Genomic DNA, 16614 nt, shown 5'->3' with positions numbered 1-16614 from the left:
CCGCTTGTTCAGGCCGAGTCGACGATGCGGCTGCCGGAACTGCTCATGGTCTGGCCGCTCGATCCGTAGAGGCTCGACGATTCCGGCGGCTGGGTCAGGATGGCGAGCGCCTCGGTGGCGTTCTTGAGGTGCATGGCGACCAGCTGGATGTTCAGGTCGTGCAATGTCTTGGCTTCGCGGGCCAGTTCCAGGAGTTTCCGCCAGTTTGCGGCGGCTGCGGCATCGCCGGCGTTGTCTGCAAGCCAGCGCTGCATGCCGGACTTGGCGTCGGGGTGCCCGACGGCACCGAGGGCAGCCGTGCGCTCGGCTTCGGCGCCGTTCATCAGCGCAATCAGCGGGCCTTTTTCGGCGGTGATCGCTTGCAGGCTGTCGGCATCGGCTCTTTTCAGGCTGTCCTGTTCGTTGTCGAGCAGCGAGATGAACCGGGAAACCAGTTCAATTTCCCGGGCCAGGATGCCGGCAATGTCGGACATCAGGCCTGGCGCTTGCCGTTGCTGTTGAGCAGGTCGCGGGTCGATTCGATCAGGCGGTCGGCAATCGCTTCCGGATTGATCTTGAAACGACCTTCCGAAATAGCCTGCTTGATTTCCTGGATGCGCGCCGTATTGACCGGGGGCTGGTTGGCGCCCGCGTTCAGGCTGCCCGCCACCTGGCTCAGGCTGACAGCGTCCTGTGCCGGTGTCGCAACGGCTGCCTGGGCAGTCGATGGCTTGCTCGGAATGCCGGTCGTCGTAGGCTTGTAACTGTTGTCGATCTTCATGGTGATCATCTCAAAACTTTTTGCTCAATCCTGTTAACGACCGTTCGAGACAGAACTTTAGCCTAAAAAGATATTTCTACACTACCGTCGGCTTTGGCCACGCCGCTGACGGTTTGCCCGGAACCCATCCGGATCTGCGCGATCTGCCCCTCGGTGGCGTTGTTCATGGCCTTGCCTTCGGAACTGACAGCAAATCCCGGGCCTGCCGAGATGACGCGGACTGTCTGCCCCTGCCGGATGACCAGCGGCGCGACGAGCTGGTCGGAGCGCAGCGGCTGGCCGGCGCCGAGCGAGTTGCGCAAGGTCTTGCCGATGGCCTGTTGCGGGTCGCCGAGAATGCCGGCCGGCATGGCGCTCAAGTCTCCCGTGCTGACGATCAGGTCGCCGGCGGCAATGGTTTGGCCGGCGGCAAGGGGGCGGCCGGTGGTGACGTAGTTGCCGGTGATGGCGATGTGCACGGGCACCAGAACGCTCCAGATCGCCGGCCCCAGGCAGCGCACGCCGACATGGGTCTTGCCGCTGAGCCGGGCGCCGGCGGGCGAAAAGGCCTCGTGGGCGGTGCATGGGGGCAGGCGGGCGACATCCAGGCTGCCCATCTTGATCTGGACCTTGCCCGGCAGGCCTTGCGTCTGCTGTCGAACGTAGCGCTCGGCCGTGTCGACGACGAGATCGGTTTCCGCGGCGTGGCCGGTGGCGGCGGAAACCAGGAGGAACAGGGATGCCAGGTAGCGGATCATCCGTACATTTTGCCTGAGCAATCAGGATGCTGCATGTCTTCCGGCAAGAATTGCCGAGGACTTTGCCGGGAAGCGGGCAAATTGCCGTTTGCCGGCCATGGCACGGAGCGTGCTATCCACAGACTGATCATCCGGAGTCCATCATGGCAAGCATCGAACAAAGCATTTCAGTCTACAGCCAGGCGCTCAACCTGCGGACCCAGCGCCACCAGGTGCTGGCCTCCAATATCGCCAATGCCGATACCCCGCACTACAAGGCGCGCGATTTCAGCTTCGAGACCGCCATGCAGAATGCGATGGGCGGCCGCGCGCAGGCCGGCGGTGTGGCGCTGGCGCGTACCGCTGCCGGCCATATCGCGGGCGGCTCGGCGAGCGGGTCGGCGGCGCTCCAGTACCGCAAGGAAACCCAGTCGGCGGTGGACGGCAACACGGTGGACATGGATGTCGAGCGCACCCAGATCGCCGAGAACGCCATGCAGTACCAGATCCTGACCCAGCTGATCAGCGACAAGTTCAAGGGTATCCGCAGTGCCCTGGCTTCAAACAACGCCTAAGGGACGACAGATGAGTCTGCTCAACGTATTCAAGGTTTCTTCCAGCGCCATGACGGCGCAATCGATGCGTCTCAATGCCGTGGCCTCCAACCTGGCCAACGCCGACAGCATCGTTTCCTCGGACGGCAAGCCCTATCGCGCCAAACAGGTCGTCTTCGAGGCGACGCCGATGGGCGGTGCCGGCGAATTGTCGAAGGGGGTTCGGGTGCGCCAGGTGGTCGATGACGCTTCGCCGCCGCGCATGGTGTACGACCCCAAGAACCCGGCAGCCGACGACAAGGGCTATGTCGCGTTTTCCAACGTCAATGTGGTCGAGGAAATGACCAACATGATTTCCGCCTCGCGTTCGTATCAGACCAACGTCGAGGTCATGAACACCGCCAAGGCCATGCTGCTGCGTACCCTGCAGATCGCCCAGGGCTAAGACTCGTCGAGGAGAGTAGAAATGGCTTCCAGCGTCACCAACACCACAACGAACACGGCTGCCGATATCTTTGCAAATATCAACGGCACCAAGAAAACAAGCTCGACCAGCACGACGGCGGAAATGGAAGATCGCTTCCTGACGTTGCTGATGACCCAGATCAAGAATCAGGATCCGCTGAATCCGATGGATAACGCCGCGGTCACCACCCAGCTTGCCCAGCTGAATACGGTGAATGGCATCGAAAAGCTCAACGCTACCCTGTCGCAGTTGCTGAGCGGCTACAACGAGGCGCAGGGCATGCAGGCGGCAGGCATCATCGGCAAGAATGTGATGGTTGCCGGCAACAGTTTGCCGCTCGCTGCCGGCAAGACGGCCTTCGGTGGCGCCTCGCTGGCCGCCGCGGCGGACAAGGTGACGCTGACCATCAAGGACGCCAGCGGCAAGCTCGTGCAGTCGAAAGAGCTCGGTGCGCAGGAAGCCGGCATCATGTACTTCTCCTGGGATGGCAAGGACGAGGCCGGCAACGCGATGAGCGAAGGGAAGTACACCTTCGCCATCGAGGCCACGGCAGCCGGCAAGAAGGTCGATGCGACGGCAATGAAAATTGGCACGGTTTCTGCTGTTACTCGCAGCAAAGACGGATTCATCCTCGATATGGGTACCTTGGGCGATGTGGCCTTCAAGGACGTCCAGCAAATTCTGTAAGGGGTAACAGCAATGGCATTCCAACAAGCATTGAGCGGCCTGAACACTGCTTCCAAGGCGATTGACGCGACCAGCCACAACATTGCCAACTCGAGCACGGTCGGCTACAAGGCTTCGGTCACCCACTTCGGCGACGTCTATGCGGCATCGCTGGCCGGTGCCGGCGCCAGCCAGATCGGTATCGGTGTGAATCTCGGTGCCGTGCAGCAGCAATTCACCCAGGGCAACATCACGGCGACCAGCAATGCGCTCGATGTCTCGATCAACGGCGCGGGCTTCTTCCAGATGGACCAGAACGGGGCGACGACCTACACCCGCAACGGCCAGTTCCACCTCGACAAGAACGGCTATATCGTCAATGACCAGAACCTGAAGCTGACCGGCTACGCGGCGCTTTCCGGCGTCATCGTGCCGTCGACCCCGGCGCCGCTGCAGATTTCCGCCTCCGCGCTGTCGCCCAAGGCAACCGGCTACAACACGAGCAGCAGCTTCAACGGCATCAAGGCCAACCTGAACCTCGATTCGCGGCAGTCGACGCCGACCTCGCCCTGGGTCAACGGCGGTGCCGCCGGCTCGACCACCGCCTTCACGCCGGACCCGCTGACCTACAACTACTCGACCGCCCTGTCGATGTACGACTCGCTGGGCAACGACCACACCATGACCTTCTACTTCCGCAAGACGGCGGTGTCGGGGCAGTGGGACGTCTATGCCAACGTCGATGGGACGACCAACCAGAACAACGGCGGCGCCGCCCCGATCGGCACGCTGACCTTCGGTACCAACGGGCAGATCACTTCCGGTTCGCCGATGAACGTGACGGTCAATATCAGTAATGTCGTGGCCAGCCAGAGCAAGCCGCCCAACGGCGCCCAGGCGACGCAGACCTTTCCGATCGACTTTACCGGCAGCACCCAGTTCGGCAGCCCGTTCGGCACCAATCGCCTGGAGCAGGACGGCTATGCCGCCGGCAACCTGATCGGCCTGTCCATCGGCAGCGACGGTGTGGTGCAGGGGCGCTACAGCAACGGCCAGACCTTTGCCCAGGGGCAGGTCGTGCTGGCCAACTTCACCAACCCGAACGGCCTGCAGGCGCTGGGCAACAACCAGTGGTCGGAAACCTCGGTATCCGGCCCGGCCCTGGTCGGTGCCCCCAACACCTCGAACCTGGGGGTCATTTCCTCCTCGACCATCGAGGAGTCCAACGTCGACCTGACGGCCGAACTGGTCAACCTGATCACCCAGCAGCGCAACTACCAGGCCAATGCCCAGTCGATCAAGACGCAGGACCAGGTCATGCAGACGCTGGTGAACCTGCGCTAAACCGTCGATTGAGTCGCTGACATGGATCGCCTGATCTACACCGCAATGACCGGCGCCAAGCATGTGTTCATGCAGCAGGCCGGTACGGCGAACAACCTCGCCAACGCCAGCACCATCGGTTTCAAGGCGCAGGAGCACCGCTTCCGCGCCGTGCCGGTGGTCGGCGAGGGAATGCCGACGCGGGCGTTTACGGTCGATGCGTCGGTCAGCGACGTGATGGACGAAGGGCCGCTGATGTTCACCGGCCGCAATCTCGACGTGGCGGTGCGCGGCAAGGGGTGGATCGCCGTCCAGTTGCCCGATGGCAGTGAGGCCTATACCCGCGCCGGCAGCCTGGATGTCGATGTCACCGGCCTGCTGCAGACCAAGAGCGGCTACACCGTGGCCGGCGATGGCGGGCCGATCAACGTGCCGCCCGACAACAACATCGAGATCGCGCCCGATGGCACGGTCTCCGTGGTCCCCGCCTTCGGCACGCCGAACAATGCCAATGCGATCGGCCGGATCAAGCTGGTCAATCCGCCGGAATCCGATCTGGTGCGCGGCTCGGACGGCCTGTTCCGCCTGCGCAACAACCAGCCGGCCGATGCCGATACGAATATCAAGCTGGCTTCCGGAACGCTGGAAGGCAGCAATGTGAATGTGACCGACGCCATGGTCAATCTGATCAGCCTGTCGCGTCAGTTCGAAATGCAAATCAAGATGCTGCAGACAGCCGATACGAACGCCCAGCGCGCCGATCAGCTGCTCTCCCTGAATGCCTGATAGGACCTGAATCATGATCCGTTCCCTATGGATTGCCCGTACCGGTCTCGATGCCCAGCAGACCCAGCTGGACGTCATTTCCAACAATCTGGCGAACGTCAGCACCAACGGCTTCAAGCGCTCGCGCGCGGTGTTCGAGGACCTGCTCTACCAGACCATGCGTCAGCCCGGCGCCCAGTCGTCGCAGCAGACCCAGGTTCCCGCCGGCCTGCAGCTGGGCACCGGCGCTCGTCCGGTGTCCACGGCGCGCATCTTCACCCAGGGCAACCTGCAGAAGACCGACAACACGCTCGATCTTGCCGTGCAGGGCAACGGTTTCTTCCAGGTGCTGCTGCCGGACGGGACGACGGGTTACACCCGCGATGGCTCCTTCCAGAAGGATAACCAGGGCCAGATCGTCACCTCCGACGGCTACCCGCTGCAGCCGAACATCACCATTCCCGCCAACGCGCTGAGCATGTCGATCGGCACCGACGGCACGGTGACCGTGACCCAGCCGGGCTCGGCGGCGGCGACGCAGATCGGCAGCATCCAGCTGGCCACCTTCATCAACCCGGCCGGCATGCTGAGCATGGGCCAGAACCTGTTCCAGGAAACCGCGGCGAGCGGCACGCCGACGCCCAATACACCGGGAACCAACGGTGCCGGCATCGTGAACCAGGGTTACGTCGAGACCTCCAACGTGAACGTGGCCGAGGAACTGGTCACCATGATCCAGACCCAGCGCGCCTACGAACTGAACTCCAAGGTGGTGTCGACTTCCGATGCGATGCTCGGGCGCCTGACCCAGTTGTAAGGTGATCTCATGAAACGCCCTGTCCTGATCTTGGTGCTGACCTCGTTGCTGGCGTCGGCCGGGTGTACGACGGTGCCGCCGACCAATGTGCATCAACCGATGACGGCACGCCCCTCGGCGCGTTTCGACATGCCGAGCGGCAACGGCTCGATCTACCAGGCGGCCAGCAGCCGGCCGCTGTTCGAGGATCGCCGCGCGCGCTACGTCGGCGACACGATTACGGTCAAGATCACCGAAAGCACGACGGCGTCCACCAAGTCCAACAACAAGCTGGACAAGTCGAACACGGCCTCGGCGTCGATTACCGGGCTGAGCAAGCTGCCCGGCAAGGGCCTGGTCGGTCTCGACCTCGGCGCCGAAAGCGCCAACGCCTTCAGCGGCAAGGGCGAGGCGGCGAACAACAACATCTTCACCGGCAACATGACGGTGACCGTGATCGATGTCATGCCCAACGGCAACCTGCTGGTATCCGGCGAAAAACAGGTGGCGATCGGGCACGAGCAGGAGTTCGTCCGCATTTCCGGGGTGATCAACCCGAGCTTCGTCGACGCCTTCAATACCGTCGAATCCTCCAAGATCGCCGATGCCCGCTTCGAGTACAAGTCTGCCGGGCAGATCAGCGATGGCCAGGTCATGGGTTGGCTGGCACGCTTCTTCCTTAGTGTGATGCCGTTCTAAGAGATTTCATCCGGAGGCGCATCATGAAGACGAAAAGCGGCAAACTGTTCCGGCAGACGGCAATTCTGGCCGCCTGTCTGCTGCCGCTGTGGTGCCAGCCGGCGCTGGCCGACCGGATCAAGGACCTGGCCAGCATCCAGGGCGTGCGCAACAACCAGCTGATCGGTTACGGCATCGTGGTCGGTCTCGACAACACCGGCGACCAGACCACGCAGACCCCGTTCACCACGCAGGCCATCGCCAACATGCTGTCGCAACTGGGCGTCAACCTGACCCAGGAGCAGTCGCAGAAGCTGCAGCTCAAGAACGTGGCGGCGGTCATGGTCACCGCCAACCTGCCGCCCTTCTCGCGGCAAGGGCAGAACATCGACGTCACCGTGTCGTCGATGGGTAACGCCAAGAGCCTGCGCGGCGGCACGCTGCTGATGACGCAGCTCAAGGGCGCCGACGGGCAGGTGTACGCCATCGCCCAGGGCAACGTCATGGTCGGCGGTGCGGGGGCTTCCTCGGGCGGCTCCAAGGTCACGGTCAACCACTTGTCGGCCGGACGCATTCCCGGCGGCGCCAGCGTCGAGCGCGCCGTCCCGACCGCGGTCGGGCAGGGCGGCGTGGTTTATTACGAACTGTCGACGACCGACTTCGGCACCGCCCAGAAGGTGGTCGATGCCATCAACAGGGCCATGGCTCCCGGCACCGCCCAGGCCATCGACGGTCGGCGCATCGCGGTGCGCACCCCGGATGATGCCGACGCGCGCGTCGCCTTCCTGGGGCGGGTCGAGAATATCGACGTCCAGCCGGTGGCGGGCATGGCCAAGGTCATCGTCAATCCGCGTACCGGCTCGGTGGTCATGAACCAGAAGGTGACCCTGGAGGCCTGCGCCGTCGCGCACGGCAGCCTGTCCGTGGTGGTCGATGCCGGCCAGCCGCAATTCGGGCAGGGCGCCGACATCCAGGTCAAGCAGGACAACGGCAGCCTGATGAACGTCAAGGCCGGCGCCAACCTGGCCGACGTGGTCAAGGCATTGAACGCGTTGGGCGCCAATCCGCTCGACCTGCTCGCCATCCTCCAGGCCATGAAGGCTGCCGGGGCGCTGCGCGCCGATCTCGAAATCATCTGATCCCGGCGATGTCGATGAAAATCCAGAACACGCCGAACCGGGCGGCTTTCGATGTCCAGTCGGCGCAGGATCTGCGCAGCCAGTTCGCCAAGAATCCCCAGGAGGGGCTGAAGGCGGCTGCGCAGCAGTTCGAGACCATGTTCCTGCAGATGGTCATGAAGAGCATGCGCGACACCGTGCCGGACGACGGCATGCTCAACAGCGAGCAATCGAAGTTCTACACCAGCCTGCTCGACCAGCAGATGGCGCAGAACCTTTCGTCCAACGGCAAGGGCGTCGGTTTCGCCCGGTTGATCGAGCAGCAGCTGGGGCGCACGCTGGTCAGCCCCTCGCCGGAGGCCAATGCGGCCGGGGCGGCAAACGCTGCCGCCGGCGACTTGCCGCTTGCCGCTTCCGACGGTCGCCACCTGCAGTACAAGACGGTGCTCGGCAACCTGCCGACATCGGCTGCCTATCCGCGTGCCGATGCGACGGCCGCGCCGGCTGTCGCAAGCGATGCGCCGGCCAGTTCCAAGGAATTCGTCAACCGGGTATGGCCGCATGCCGTCGAGGCGTCGCGCTCGACCGGCGTGCCGCCGCAGTTTCTGGTCGCCCATTCGGCGCTGGAAAGCGGCTGGGGGCGTTCGGAAATACGGCGGGCCGACGGTTCGCCCAGTTACAACCTGTTCGGCATCAAGGCCGGCAAGAGCTGGAACGGCGCGACGACGGACGCGACGACGACGGAGTACGTCAACGGCCAGGCGCAGCAGTCGGTCGAGCGTTTTCGGGCCTACGGCTCGTACGAGGAAGCTTTCCGCGATTACGCCAACCTGTTGCGCAACAATTCGCGCTTTGGCGCGGTGATCGGCTCCCAGGATGGCACGGAGTTTGCGAAACGTTTGCAGCAGGCTGGCTATGCCACCGATCCGATGTATGCCGACAAGTTGTCGCGCATCATCAACGGCCCCGCGTTGCGGCAGGCATTGATCGGTTGACGGCTGCCTAAACTTTACGGTGGTTTGGCCGTTAACCTCTTAGAGGTGACATGATGGGTACAGGAATTTTCAGCATCGGGGTCAGTGGCATCGCGGCAGCGCAGATGGGCTTGCTGACGACCGAACACAACGTGGTTAACGCCAATACGCCGGGCTACAGCCGTCAGACGGCGACGCAGGCGACCAACATCGCGGTCAATACCGGCGCCGGCGCCATGGGGCAGGGCGTCCACGTCCAGACCGTCAAGCGGATGTACGACAGCTACGTCAATTCCCAGGTCAACACCGCGCAGACCCAGGTCAGCCAGCTGGACGCCTTCTACAGCGAAATCAGCCAGATCGACAACCTGCTGGCCGATCCCAATGCCGGCCTGTCGCCGGCGCTGCAGAGCTTTTTTGCCGGCGTCCAGCAGGTCGCCTCGAATCCGTCGCTCCTGCCGGCCAGGCAGTCGATGATCAGCAGCGCGCAGACGCTGGTGACCCGCTTTCAGGACATCCAGAGCCGGATCAGCGAAATCGCCGACGAGGTCAATGGCCGCATCACGGACGCGGTAAGCGAAATCAATACCTATGCGGCCCAGATCGCCGATGTGAACCAGCGCATCGTGGTCGCCGAAGCCGCGTATCAACAGCCGGCCAACGACCTGCTCGACCAGCGCGACCAGCTGGTCAGCGAGCTCAACAAGCGGATCAGGGTGCAGACGAGCACCAACTCCAATGGCAGCTACAACGTCTATATCGGCAACGGCCAGCAACTGGTCGTCGGCTCGCAGGTGATGCAGCTGACGGCGACCGCCTCGACCTCCGACCCGTCGAAGATCGTCGTCGGCCTGAAGACCAACAGCGGGACGCTGCAGATGCCGGATTCGCTGATCGTCGGCGGGCAACTGGGCGGGCTGGTCGATTTCCGCAATCGTTCGCTGGATTCGGTGGGTAACGAGCTGGGTCGCATTGCCGCCTCGGTGGCGCTCACTTTCAACGCACAGCACGGGCTTGGCCAGGACCTGCAGGGCAGTATTGCGGGGGATGTCGGATTCGTCGGCAATTTCTTCTCGGTGCCTTCCCCCATGGTGCTGCCGAACGCCGGCAACACCGGTAGCGGCGCCGTATCGGCAAGCCTTGCCGCACCGAGCAATTCCGGGAATTTCTACACCAACCTGACGAACAGCAACTATCAGGTGACCTTCGGCGCCGCCGGCGCCTACACCATCACCCGCCTGAGCGACCAGCAGCAGGTCGCCACCGGCAGCGGTGCCGGGTCGGTGACCGTCGATGGCGTGTCGATCAGCATCGGCGCGGTCGGCAACAGCGGCGATACCTTCGTGATCAAGCCGGTGGCCGACGCGGCGATGACGATCAGCGTAGACAGCCGGATCGCCGCCGACCCACGTCTGGTCGCCGCGGCCGCGCCGGTCCGTACGGCGCCGACTCAGACCAACACCGGTTCGATGACCATCTCGCAGGGCAGCGTGACGACCGGCTACAGCGCGGCGGGCCTGCCCGTGACGCTGAGCGCGACGGCGACCACGCTCAATGGCGTCCCGGGGACCTGGACGGCCGTTTATTCGGACGGCACCACCTCGGCCCCGAGTACGGGCAACGTGCCCTTGACCGCCGGCACGGCGACGCTGGCAAAGATCAGCTTCAGCGGCATGAGCTTCGATATCAAGGGCAGCCCGGCGGCCGGCGACCAGTTCACGGTGCAGCGCAATACGGCGGGCGTCCAGGATGGCCGGAATGCGGTGCTGTTCGCCAAGCTGCAGACGCAGAACACCGTCTCCGGCGGCACGGCGACCTTCCAGGCGGCCTTTTCCCGCCTGGTCGCCGACAACGGCATCATGACCCGGGAGACCAAGGTCAAGATGGACGCGCAGACTTCCGTGCTCAAGCAGGCGCAATCGGCGCGCGAAGCCCTTTCCGGGGTCAATCTGGATGAAGAGGCCGCTGAAATGCTGAAGTTCCAGCGCGCCTACCAGGCATCTTCCAAGATACTGGAGATCGGCAATCAGCTGTTCGACACGATCCTGTCGCTTGGCAGATAAGGAGTAAGCTCATGCGTGTCAGTACCTCGATGATTTTCACCAGCGGCAAGCAGGGTATCCAGGACCGGCAGTTCGACCTGTACAAGACCCAGAACCAGCTGTCCACCGGACGCCGGGTGCTGACGCCGGCCGATGACCCGATCGCGGCGTCGGAAGCCCTCAAGGTGGAGCAATCCAAGGGTGTCACCACCCAGATGCTCGAGAACCAGAACAACGCCCTGTCGTCCCTGACCTTCCTGGAGGGAACGCTGGACAGCGTGAACAACGAGCTGGACGCGATATTCGCGCGGGCAAGCGATGCCGGCAATCCGACCTACAGCGCTTCGGATCGCGGCATGCTCGCCGCCGAGTTGAAAAAGCGCATGCAGAACCTGGTCAGCCTGGCCAATACGCAGGATGGGACCGGTCTGTATGTCTTCGCCGGCTTCAAGTCGACGACCCAGCCCTTCCAGAACAATGTCGGCGCGACGCAACCCTACGCCCTGGGCGGCGGGACGCTGGTCAATTACAACGGCGATGCCGGGCAACAGTCGCTGCTGGTTTCCCAGTCCGCTGAAATGGCCATCAGCGAGAACGGTCTCGACGTGTTCATGCGGGTCAAGGACGCCTCGGGCAACGTCACCGGTCGCAGCGTCTTCGACAGCCTGCAGAACATGATCGACATCCTCGATCCGACCAGCGGCGTTCCCTATACGGCGGCGGCGTACAACCAGTCGATCGGCGACCTGCGCTCAGCCATTTCCCACGTCGCCAACGTGCGCGCCACGGTCGGTGCTCGCCAGAACTCCCTGGAGACCCTGATCGAGGGGAGCAAGGATCGCAACCTGCAGTACACCCAGCGTCTTTCCGACCTGCAGGATCTCGACTACACCGAGGCCATTTCGCGCTTCGCGAACTACAAGGTGCAGCTTGAGGCGGCGCAAACGACCTTCAAGGAAATCAGCCAGCTGAGCCTGTTCAACATCCTATGAAAACCAGACTTCTATTGGGGGTGGCGGCGTGCGTCGCCCTGGTCGGGTGCACCAATACCGGCAGGACGGGTGGTTCGCCGCTGATTCCCGATCAGGCCATCCGCCTGACCGCGCATACCTCGGTGTCGCTGTCTACCTTGCTGGTCGGCGCGGCGATCTATGCCTACTACGACCCGCTGGCGCCGAACTGGGAGATCGAGGAGGCGCGGCTGGACGACGAGACCTATCGATTCTCGATGAAGATGAAGCGCTACCATACCGGCGGCTCGGGCGAGTCGATGCAGATACTCAAGCGCCGGGCCAACCAGATACAGCGCGAGCAGGGATTCGGCGGCTACCAGATTCTCGAATACACCGAAGGCATCGATTCGCAGACCATCGGTGCCCGGCGTATCGCCGAAGGGACGATCAAGCTGGTCAGGCCCCAGCAGGCCGATTCGTTCATGCTGAACTGAGGGCTACGGTTTGCCGGGGACGATAGCCCCGAGCATCGATTCGAGTCCAAGCTGGAAAATGCCCTGGAACGGCGAGGCCAGGTAGTTCAGGCTGATCGCCAGGACGAGGAAGCCGCCGATCAGGGTGAGCGGGAAGCCCAGTGCGAAAAGGTTTAGCTGCGGCGCGGCACGCGTCAGCACGGCCAGGGCGACGTTGGTGATCATCAGCGCCGCCATGATGGGCAGGGACAAGAGCAGCCCCGCCGAGAATATCTTGCTGCCGAGTTCGGCAATGTTCAGCCAGGAGCCGGCGCCGACCGGCAGGCTGCTGATCGGAATGGCCGCAAAGCTCTGGGCCAGGGTCGCCAGGTAGAGCAGGTGCCCGTTCAGCGACAGGAAGAGCAGCAGCGCGATCAGGTTGATGAATTCCGAGACGACCGGCGTCTGCGACGCGCTCAAGGGGTCGTAGAAGGTGGCAAACCCAAGCCCCATCTGGTTGCCGATGAATTCGCCCGCGAACAGGAATGCGGTAAAGACGATCTTGGCGGCGAAGCCCATGCCGATGCCGATCAACATCTGCTGAGCCATGATCCACAGCCCGGCCAGCGAAGCCGGCTGCACCTCCGGCATCGGCGGCAGGCCGGGGGCGAGGGCGACGGCGATGGCGATGCCGATGGTCAGGCGGATGCGCTTGGGCACCCCGGCCGTGCTCCACAGCGGAGCCGTCGCGATGAATCCCAGGATGCGGCTCAGCGGAAAGATGAAGGCGACGATCCAGGCATCGATCTGGGCGGAGCCGACGCTGATCATGGCTTAGCCGATGAGTTGCGGAATGCTGCCGAAGAGGCGCTGGATGTAGTCGATCAGGTACTGCAGCATCCACGGGCCGACCAGCAGCAGGACGACAAACATGGCGACCAGCTTGGGAACGAACTGCAGGGTCGATTCGTTCAGCTGCGTCGCCGCCTGGAAGATGCTGATGATCAGGCCGACGACCAGCGCGGTGACGAGCAGCGGCGCCGAAATCATCAAGGTGACCTCGATCGCCTGGCGGCCGATCTCCATGACGGTTCCCGGCGTCATGGCGTAAAGCTCTGGACCAGGGAGCCGATGATCAGGTGCCAGCCGTCGACCAGGACGAACAGCATCAGCTTGAACGGCAGGGCAACCATGACCGGGGACATCATCATCATGCCCATCGACATGAGCAGGCTGGCGACCACCATGTCGATGACCAGGAAGGGAATGAACAGGATGAAACCGATCTGGAAGGCCGTCTTGAGTTCGCTGATCACAAAGGCGGGGATCAGGATGCGCAACGGCGTGTCCTCCGGCTTGTCGATCTTGTCTATCTTCGCGATGCCGGCGAACAGCGCCAGGTCGGCTTCGCGCGTCTGCTTGAGCATGAAGCCGCGCATCGGTGCCGCGGCACGCTCGGCGGCCTGCATGACGTTGATCTTGTTTTCCGACAGCGGGAGGTAGGCTTCCGTATAAACCTTGTCGAGCACCGGGCTCATCACGAAGAAGGTCAGGAACAAGGCCAGGCCGACGATGACCTGGTTGGGCGGCGTGGTCTGCGTGCCCAGCGCATGGCGCAACAGCGAGAGCACGATCACGATGCGCGTGAAGCCGGTCATCATCAGCACCGAGGCCGGGATGAAGGTCAGCGCCGTCATCAGCAGCAGCGTCTGGATGGTCAGCGAGTAGGTCGTGCCGCCGCCGGCGGCCGGTGCGCTGGTGATCGCCGGCAGGCCGCCCGCGGCCTGGGCCAGCGCCAGTCCGGTGGGGAGCAAGAGCAGGAGCGAGGCGAGCAGGCGCTTAATCATGTGGTGAGCGATGGGCGACGGTTTGCAGCCACTGGGCGAAAGGTTTGTCGGTCGTGGAGGCGGGCGTCGCATCCGGGAGGCTGCCCTTGTCCAGGCGGTGCAGCGTGCGAATCTGGCCGGGAACGATGCCGATGACCAGCCAGTCGTTGCCGACTTCGACCAGCACGATGCGCTCGCGGGGGCCGAGGGCGACGCCGCCGATGACTTTCATGCCGGCCTGGCCGAAGCCCTTGCCGCCGGATACCTTGCGGGCCAGCCAGGCGGTCGCCGCAAGCAGGGCGACGATGAGGGCCAGGGCAAAGCCGGCCTGCAGGTAGGTCCCCGGCGAGACGCCTGGTTGAGCGGCTTCGCCGGCTTGGGCGACGGCCGGAAGGAGCAGGAAGAGGGTGCGTAACAAGGCGGGTTTCGCTAGCGGAGATCGTAGCCCGCTATCTTAATCGAAACTCCCCGGCGCGTTCAGCGATTGAGCTTACGCATCCGCTCCGATGGCGTGATGATGTCGGTCAGGCGGATGCCGAACTTGTCATTGACCACGACGACCTCGCCCTGGGCGATGAGCGTTCCATTGACCATGACATCCATCGGCTCGCCGGCCATGGCATCGAGTTCGACGACCGAGCCATGGGCGAGCTGCAACAGGTTCTTGATGGTGATCTTGGTGCGGCCGAGCTCGACCGTGATCTGGACCGGGATGTCCAGGATCATGTCGAGTTCGTTCATCATGCCGCCATTGCCGCTGTTGCCGCCGAACGAGGGGAAAATGTTCGCCGGCTGGGCATTGAACTGCTCGGCCGGGGCGTCGGAAACGGCCTGTTCGGCCATTGCGGCAGCCCAGTCGTCTTCGCTGATCTGGCCTTCTTCGGCGGCGTTGCTCTCGATGTTTTCCATTTCGTCAGCCATTGTTTTCTCCTGGTGCCGGTTCCACGTTGGGGGCTTCCGGCGGTGCGGCGATGAATCGCTCGACCTTCAAAGCATATTGACCGTTCAGCTGGCCGTAGGTGCATTCCATGAGCGGAACGCTATCGACCAAGGCTTCGATCTTGTCCGGGATGTGCAGGGGAATGACGTCCCCGACCTTGAGCTTGAGTATCTGCCCCAGCGATACCTTGCCCGAGCCCAGCATGGCCACGATTTCAACCTCGGCGCCCTGCAGTTGCTTGCGCAGGGTGCCGATCCAGCGTTTGTCCGACGACAGCTGGTCGCTTTGCATGGTGCTGTACAGGAGGTCGCGGATGGGCTCCAGCATCGAATAGGGGAAGCAGATGTGCATGTCCGCCGTCGCGCCGCCGAACTCCAGCGTGAAGGTCGTCGACACGACGATTTCGGAGGGGGTGGCGATGTTGGCGAACTGCGAATTCATCTCCGAGCGGATGTATTCGAAGCTGATGTCGTAAACCGGTTTCCAGGACTTGCTGTATTCGGTGAACACGACGTTGAGCAGGCCCTGGATGATGCGCTGCTCGGTCGGAGTGAAGTCCCGTCCTTCGACGCGCGTGTGAAAGCGCCCGTCGCCCCCGAACATGTTGTCGACGACCAGGAAAACCAGGTTCGGGTCGAATACGAACAGCGCGGTGCCGCGCAGCGGCTTGGCGACGACAAGATTCAGGTTGGTCGGGACGACGAGGTTGCGGATGAACTCGCTGTATTTCTGGACGCGGATCGGGCCGACCGAGATTTCCGCATTCCGGTGCATGTAGTTGAACAGGCCGATGCGCAGGTAGCGGGCAAAGCGCTCGTTGACCAACTCCAGGGTCGGCATCCGGCCGCGGACGATCCGTTCCTGGGTGCCGATGTTGTAGGCGCGAACACCGCCGCCCTCACCTGCGCTGTCCTCAGGTTCGTCAGTCTCGCCGGTGACGCCCTTGAGTAGGGCGTCAACCTCATCCTGTGAGAGAAAGTCGCCTGCCATGGCTCCTTACTGGATGATGAAAGAGGTGAAAAGAACGGCTTTGACCGGGCCCTCGGAGGGCGTGGTTTCGCCTTTCTTGTTCTTCTTCGGCGGCTCGATCACCGAGTTGATCTCCTCCTTGAGCGCTTCGGCCAGCTTCTCCTTGCCTTCCTTCGGCAACAGCTCCGACGCCTTCTTGGAGGACAGCAGCAAGGTGATGTTGTTGCGGATCTTGGGCGTCAAGGCCTTGAGCTGCGGATCCGCCGCTGCATCTTCGAGTTCGAGCGAAAGGATGACCTGCAGGTACTGGTCGCCGGTTTCGGGCACCAGGTTGACCGTGAAGGGGTCGAGGTTGACGAAGACCGGCGCGGCGTGCGCATCCTTCTTCTTGTCCTTTTTCTTGGGCTTGGCGGTTTCTTCGGCGACTTCCTCGTCGCCTTCCTCGTGATCGCCCTTCTTGAGCAGCATGAAGGCCGCGCCACCGCCGGCCAGGACAACCACCAGAACGACAGCCAAGATGATGATCAACAGTTTTTTGCTTTTCTTGGGAGCGACTTCCGCCCCTTCTTCCGCTGGCTTGGCATCCTTGGCCATGTTCCCTCCTGTCTAGAGTTTC

The 16614-nt window shown here is 63.2% G+C and carries 22 protein-coding genes; 12 read left to right on the top strand and 10 right to left on the bottom strand.

Going from position 1 to position 16614, the window contains the following annotated elements:
• Nucleotides 1-8 precede the first annotated feature (8 nt).
• The 3 genes from Q0P59_RS10895 to flgA are packed head-to-tail and all read right to left on the bottom strand — an operon-like array spanning nucleotide 9 to nucleotide 1497.
• Nucleotides 9-473 carry a flagellar protein FlgN gene (locus Q0P59_RS10895; RefSeq protein WP_295006494.1) on the bottom strand — a complete coding sequence of 155 codons (465 nt, stop codon included), beginning with the start codon at nucleotides 471-473 and terminating at the stop codon, nucleotides 9-11.
• Nucleotides 473-769, bottom strand: coding sequence for a flagellar biosynthesis anti-sigma factor FlgM (flgM, locus tag Q0P59_RS10890; protein ID WP_295006493.1), 297 nt, complete (start codon nucleotides 767-769; stop codon nucleotides 473-475). The genes Q0P59_RS10895 and flgM overlap by 1 nt, the downstream gene beginning before the upstream one ends.
• Before the next feature lie 53 nt (nucleotides 770-822).
• Nucleotides 823-1497, bottom strand: coding sequence for a flagellar basal body P-ring formation chaperone FlgA (gene flgA / locus Q0P59_RS10885; RefSeq protein ID WP_295006492.1), 675 nt, complete (start codon nucleotides 1495-1497; stop codon nucleotides 823-825).
• A 143-nt stretch (nucleotides 1498-1640) separates the two neighbouring features.
• Between flgA and flgB the strand changes: the two genes are divergently transcribed.
• From flgB to Q0P59_RS10825, 12 genes are read left to right on the top strand one after another with little or no spacing between them, the layout of a single operon-like run.
• Nucleotides 1641-2051 carry a flagellar basal body rod protein FlgB gene (gene flgB, locus Q0P59_RS10880; protein WP_295006491.1) on the top strand — a complete coding sequence of 137 codons (411 nt, stop codon included), beginning with the start codon at nucleotides 1641-1643 and terminating at the stop codon, nucleotides 2049-2051.
• Nucleotides 2052-2061: 10 nt separating this feature from the next.
• Entirely contained in the window at nucleotides 2062-2475 is a 414-nt protein-coding gene (gene flgC, locus Q0P59_RS10875) for a flagellar basal body rod protein FlgC (RefSeq protein WP_295006490.1), read from the top strand.
• A 21-nt stretch (nucleotides 2476-2496) separates the two neighbouring features.
• Nucleotides 2497-3183 (top strand): flagellar hook assembly protein FlgD, encoded by a 687-nt coding sequence (locus tag Q0P59_RS10870; protein ID WP_295006489.1) that lies wholly within the window; start codon nucleotides 2497-2499, stop codon nucleotides 3181-3183.
• Nucleotides 3184-3195: 12 nt separating this feature from the next.
• On the top strand, nucleotides 3196-4506 hold the full coding sequence (flgE, locus tag Q0P59_RS10865; RefSeq protein ID WP_295006488.1) for a flagellar hook protein FlgE: 1311 nt from the start codon (nucleotides 3196-3198) through the stop codon (nucleotides 4504-4506).
• Between the two features lie 21 nt (nucleotides 4507-4527).
• Nucleotides 4528-5271 (top strand): flagellar basal body rod protein FlgF, encoded by a 744-nt coding sequence (locus tag Q0P59_RS10860; protein WP_295006487.1) that lies wholly within the window; start codon nucleotides 4528-4530, stop codon nucleotides 5269-5271.
• Nucleotides 5272-5284: 13 nt separating this feature from the next.
• Nucleotides 5285-6067 carry a flagellar basal-body rod protein FlgG gene (gene flgG, locus Q0P59_RS10855; RefSeq protein WP_295006486.1) on the top strand — a complete coding sequence of 261 codons (783 nt, stop codon included), beginning with the start codon at nucleotides 5285-5287 and terminating at the stop codon, nucleotides 6065-6067.
• Nucleotides 6068-6076: 9 nt separating this feature from the next.
• Nucleotides 6077-6745 carry a flagellar basal body L-ring protein FlgH gene (locus Q0P59_RS10850; RefSeq protein ID WP_295006485.1) on the top strand — a complete coding sequence of 223 codons (669 nt, stop codon included), beginning with the start codon at nucleotides 6077-6079 and terminating at the stop codon, nucleotides 6743-6745.
• Nucleotides 6746-6768: 23 nt separating this feature from the next.
• The gene (locus Q0P59_RS10845; protein ID WP_295006484.1) at nucleotides 6769-7863 is read left to right on the top strand and encodes a flagellar basal body P-ring protein FlgI; all 1095 of its coding nucleotides are present in this window, start codon (nucleotides 6769-6771) and stop codon (nucleotides 7861-7863) included.
• Between the two features lie 14 nt (nucleotides 7864-7877).
• A complete protein-coding gene (flgJ, locus tag Q0P59_RS10840) occupies nucleotides 7878-8837 on the top strand; it encodes a flagellar assembly peptidoglycan hydrolase FlgJ (RefSeq protein WP_295006483.1) in 960 nt (319 codons plus the stop codon).
• Nucleotides 8838-8890: 53 nt separating this feature from the next.
• Nucleotides 8891-10879, top strand: a complete 1989-nt coding sequence (flgK, locus tag Q0P59_RS10835) for a flagellar hook-associated protein FlgK (RefSeq protein ID WP_295006482.1) — start codon at nucleotides 8891-8893, stop codon at nucleotides 10877-10879.
• Between the two features lie 11 nt (nucleotides 10880-10890).
• The gene (gene flgL, locus Q0P59_RS10830) at nucleotides 10891-11850 is read left to right on the top strand and encodes a flagellar hook-associated protein FlgL (protein WP_295006481.1); all 960 of its coding nucleotides are present in this window, start codon (nucleotides 10891-10893) and stop codon (nucleotides 11848-11850) included.
• Nucleotides 11847-12305 carry a hypothetical protein gene (locus Q0P59_RS10825; protein WP_295006480.1) on the top strand — a complete coding sequence of 153 codons (459 nt, stop codon included), beginning with the start codon at nucleotides 11847-11849 and terminating at the stop codon, nucleotides 12303-12305. Before flgL ends, Q0P59_RS10825 begins: the two co-directional genes overlap by 4 nt.
• Before the next feature lie 3 nt (nucleotides 12306-12308).
• Here the strand turns inward: Q0P59_RS10825 and fliR are convergent, their stop codons facing one another.
• From fliR to Q0P59_RS10790, 7 genes are read right to left on the bottom strand one after another with little or no spacing between them, the layout of a single operon-like run.
• Nucleotides 12309-13094, bottom strand: coding sequence for a flagellar biosynthetic protein FliR (gene fliR / locus Q0P59_RS10820; protein WP_295006479.1), 786 nt, complete (start codon nucleotides 13092-13094; stop codon nucleotides 12309-12311).
• A 3-nt stretch (nucleotides 13095-13097) separates the two neighbouring features.
• The gene (gene fliQ / locus Q0P59_RS10815; RefSeq protein WP_295006478.1) at nucleotides 13098-13367 is read right to left on the bottom strand and encodes a flagellar biosynthesis protein FliQ; all 270 of its coding nucleotides are present in this window, start codon (nucleotides 13365-13367) and stop codon (nucleotides 13098-13100) included.
• Nucleotides 13364-14110 (bottom strand): flagellar type III secretion system pore protein FliP, encoded by a 747-nt coding sequence (gene fliP, locus Q0P59_RS10810; RefSeq protein WP_295006477.1) that lies wholly within the window; start codon nucleotides 14108-14110, stop codon nucleotides 13364-13366. Before fliP ends, fliQ begins: the two co-directional genes overlap by 4 nt.
• Nucleotides 14103-14507: a flagellar biosynthetic protein FliO gene (fliO, locus tag Q0P59_RS10805; protein WP_295006476.1), complete on the bottom strand. Its 405-nt coding sequence runs from the start codon at nucleotides 14505-14507 to the stop codon at nucleotides 14103-14105. Before fliO ends, fliP begins: the two co-directional genes overlap by 8 nt.
• Nucleotides 14508-14566: 59 nt before the next feature.
• Nucleotides 14567-15010, bottom strand: coding sequence for a flagellar motor switch protein FliN (gene fliN / locus Q0P59_RS10800; RefSeq protein ID WP_366090632.1), 444 nt, complete (start codon nucleotides 15008-15010; stop codon nucleotides 14567-14569).
• Entirely contained in the window at nucleotides 15003-16019 is a 1017-nt protein-coding gene (fliM, locus tag Q0P59_RS10795) for a flagellar motor switch protein FliM (protein ID WP_295006475.1), read from the bottom strand. Before fliM ends, fliN begins: the two co-directional genes overlap by 8 nt.
• Before the next feature lie 6 nt (nucleotides 16020-16025).
• Nucleotides 16026-16592 carry a flagellar basal body-associated FliL family protein gene (locus Q0P59_RS10790; RefSeq protein WP_295006474.1) on the bottom strand — a complete coding sequence of 189 codons (567 nt, stop codon included), beginning with the start codon at nucleotides 16590-16592 and terminating at the stop codon, nucleotides 16026-16028.
• Between the last annotated feature and the right edge of the window lie 22 nt (nucleotides 16593-16614).

Source organism: uncultured Dechloromonas sp., from assembly GCF_945957265.1.
Taxonomy (GTDB): Bacteria; Pseudomonadota; Gammaproteobacteria; order Burkholderiales; family Rhodocyclaceae; genus Azonexus.
The sequence above is the reverse complement of the archived record's forward strand: the minus strand, read 5'-3'. Positions and strand labels throughout refer to the sequence as shown.

What these genes read in the sequence shown, in the direction of transcription:
- Q0P59_RS10860 (WP_295006487.1), top strand. Translation starts at nt 4,528, where the DNA reads ATGGATCGCCTGATCTACACCGCAATGACCGGCGCCAAGCATGTGTTC.
- Q0P59_RS10845 (WP_295006484.1), top strand. Translation starts at nt 6,769, where the DNA reads ATGAAGACGAAAAGCGGCAAACTGTTCCGGCAGACGGCAATTCTGGCC.
- flgA (WP_295006492.1), bottom strand. Translation starts at nt 1,497, where the DNA reads ATGATCCGCTACCTGGCATCCCTGTTCCTCCTGGTTTCCGCCGCCACC.
- flgC (WP_295006490.1), top strand. Translation starts at nt 2,062, where the DNA reads ATGAGTCTGCTCAACGTATTCAAGGTTTCTTCCAGCGCCATGACGGCG.
- fliQ (WP_295006478.1), bottom strand. Translation starts at nt 13,367, where the DNA reads ATGACGCCGGGAACCGTCATGGAGATCGGCCGCCAGGCGATCGAGGTC.
- fliP (WP_295006477.1), bottom strand. Translation starts at nt 14,110, where the DNA reads ATGATTAAGCGCCTGCTCGCCTCGCTCCTGCTCTTGCTCCCCACCGGA.
- fliR (WP_295006479.1), bottom strand. Translation starts at nt 13,094, where the DNA reads ATGATCAGCGTCGGCTCCGCCCAGATCGATGCCTGGATCGTCGCCTTC.
- flgL (WP_295006481.1), top strand. Translation starts at nt 10,891, where the DNA reads ATGCGTGTCAGTACCTCGATGATTTTCACCAGCGGCAAGCAGGGTATC.
- flgE (WP_295006488.1), top strand. Translation starts at nt 3,196, where the DNA reads ATGGCATTCCAACAAGCATTGAGCGGCCTGAACACTGCTTCCAAGGCG.
- flgM (WP_295006493.1), bottom strand. Translation starts at nt 769, where the DNA reads ATGATCACCATGAAGATCGACAACAGTTACAAGCCTACGACGACCGGC.
- fliN (WP_366090632.1), bottom strand. Translation starts at nt 15,010, where the DNA reads ATGGCTGACGAAATGGAAAACATCGAGAGCAACGCCGCCGAAGAAGGC.
- flgJ (WP_295006483.1), top strand. Translation starts at nt 7,878, where the DNA reads ATGAAAATCCAGAACACGCCGAACCGGGCGGCTTTCGATGTCCAGTCG.
- Q0P59_RS10895 (WP_295006494.1), bottom strand. Translation starts at nt 473, where the DNA reads ATGTCCGACATTGCCGGCATCCTGGCCCGGGAAATTGAACTGGTTTCC.
- Q0P59_RS10790 (WP_295006474.1), bottom strand. Translation starts at nt 16,592, where the DNA reads ATGGCCAAGGATGCCAAGCCAGCGGAAGAAGGGGCGGAAGTCGCTCCC.
- flgG (WP_295006486.1), top strand. Translation starts at nt 5,285, where the DNA reads ATGATCCGTTCCCTATGGATTGCCCGTACCGGTCTCGATGCCCAGCAG.
- Q0P59_RS10825 (WP_295006480.1), top strand. Translation starts at nt 11,847, where the DNA reads ATGAAAACCAGACTTCTATTGGGGGTGGCGGCGTGCGTCGCCCTGGTC.
- fliM (WP_295006475.1), bottom strand. Translation starts at nt 16,019, where the DNA reads ATGGCAGGCGACTTTCTCTCACAGGATGAGGTTGACGCCCTACTCAAG.
- Q0P59_RS10850 (WP_295006485.1), top strand. Translation starts at nt 6,077, where the DNA reads ATGAAACGCCCTGTCCTGATCTTGGTGCTGACCTCGTTGCTGGCGTCG.
- Q0P59_RS10870 (WP_295006489.1), top strand. Translation starts at nt 2,497, where the DNA reads ATGGCTTCCAGCGTCACCAACACCACAACGAACACGGCTGCCGATATC.
- flgB (WP_295006491.1), top strand. Translation starts at nt 1,641, where the DNA reads ATGGCAAGCATCGAACAAAGCATTTCAGTCTACAGCCAGGCGCTCAAC.
- flgK (WP_295006482.1), top strand. Translation starts at nt 8,891, where the DNA reads ATGGGTACAGGAATTTTCAGCATCGGGGTCAGTGGCATCGCGGCAGCG.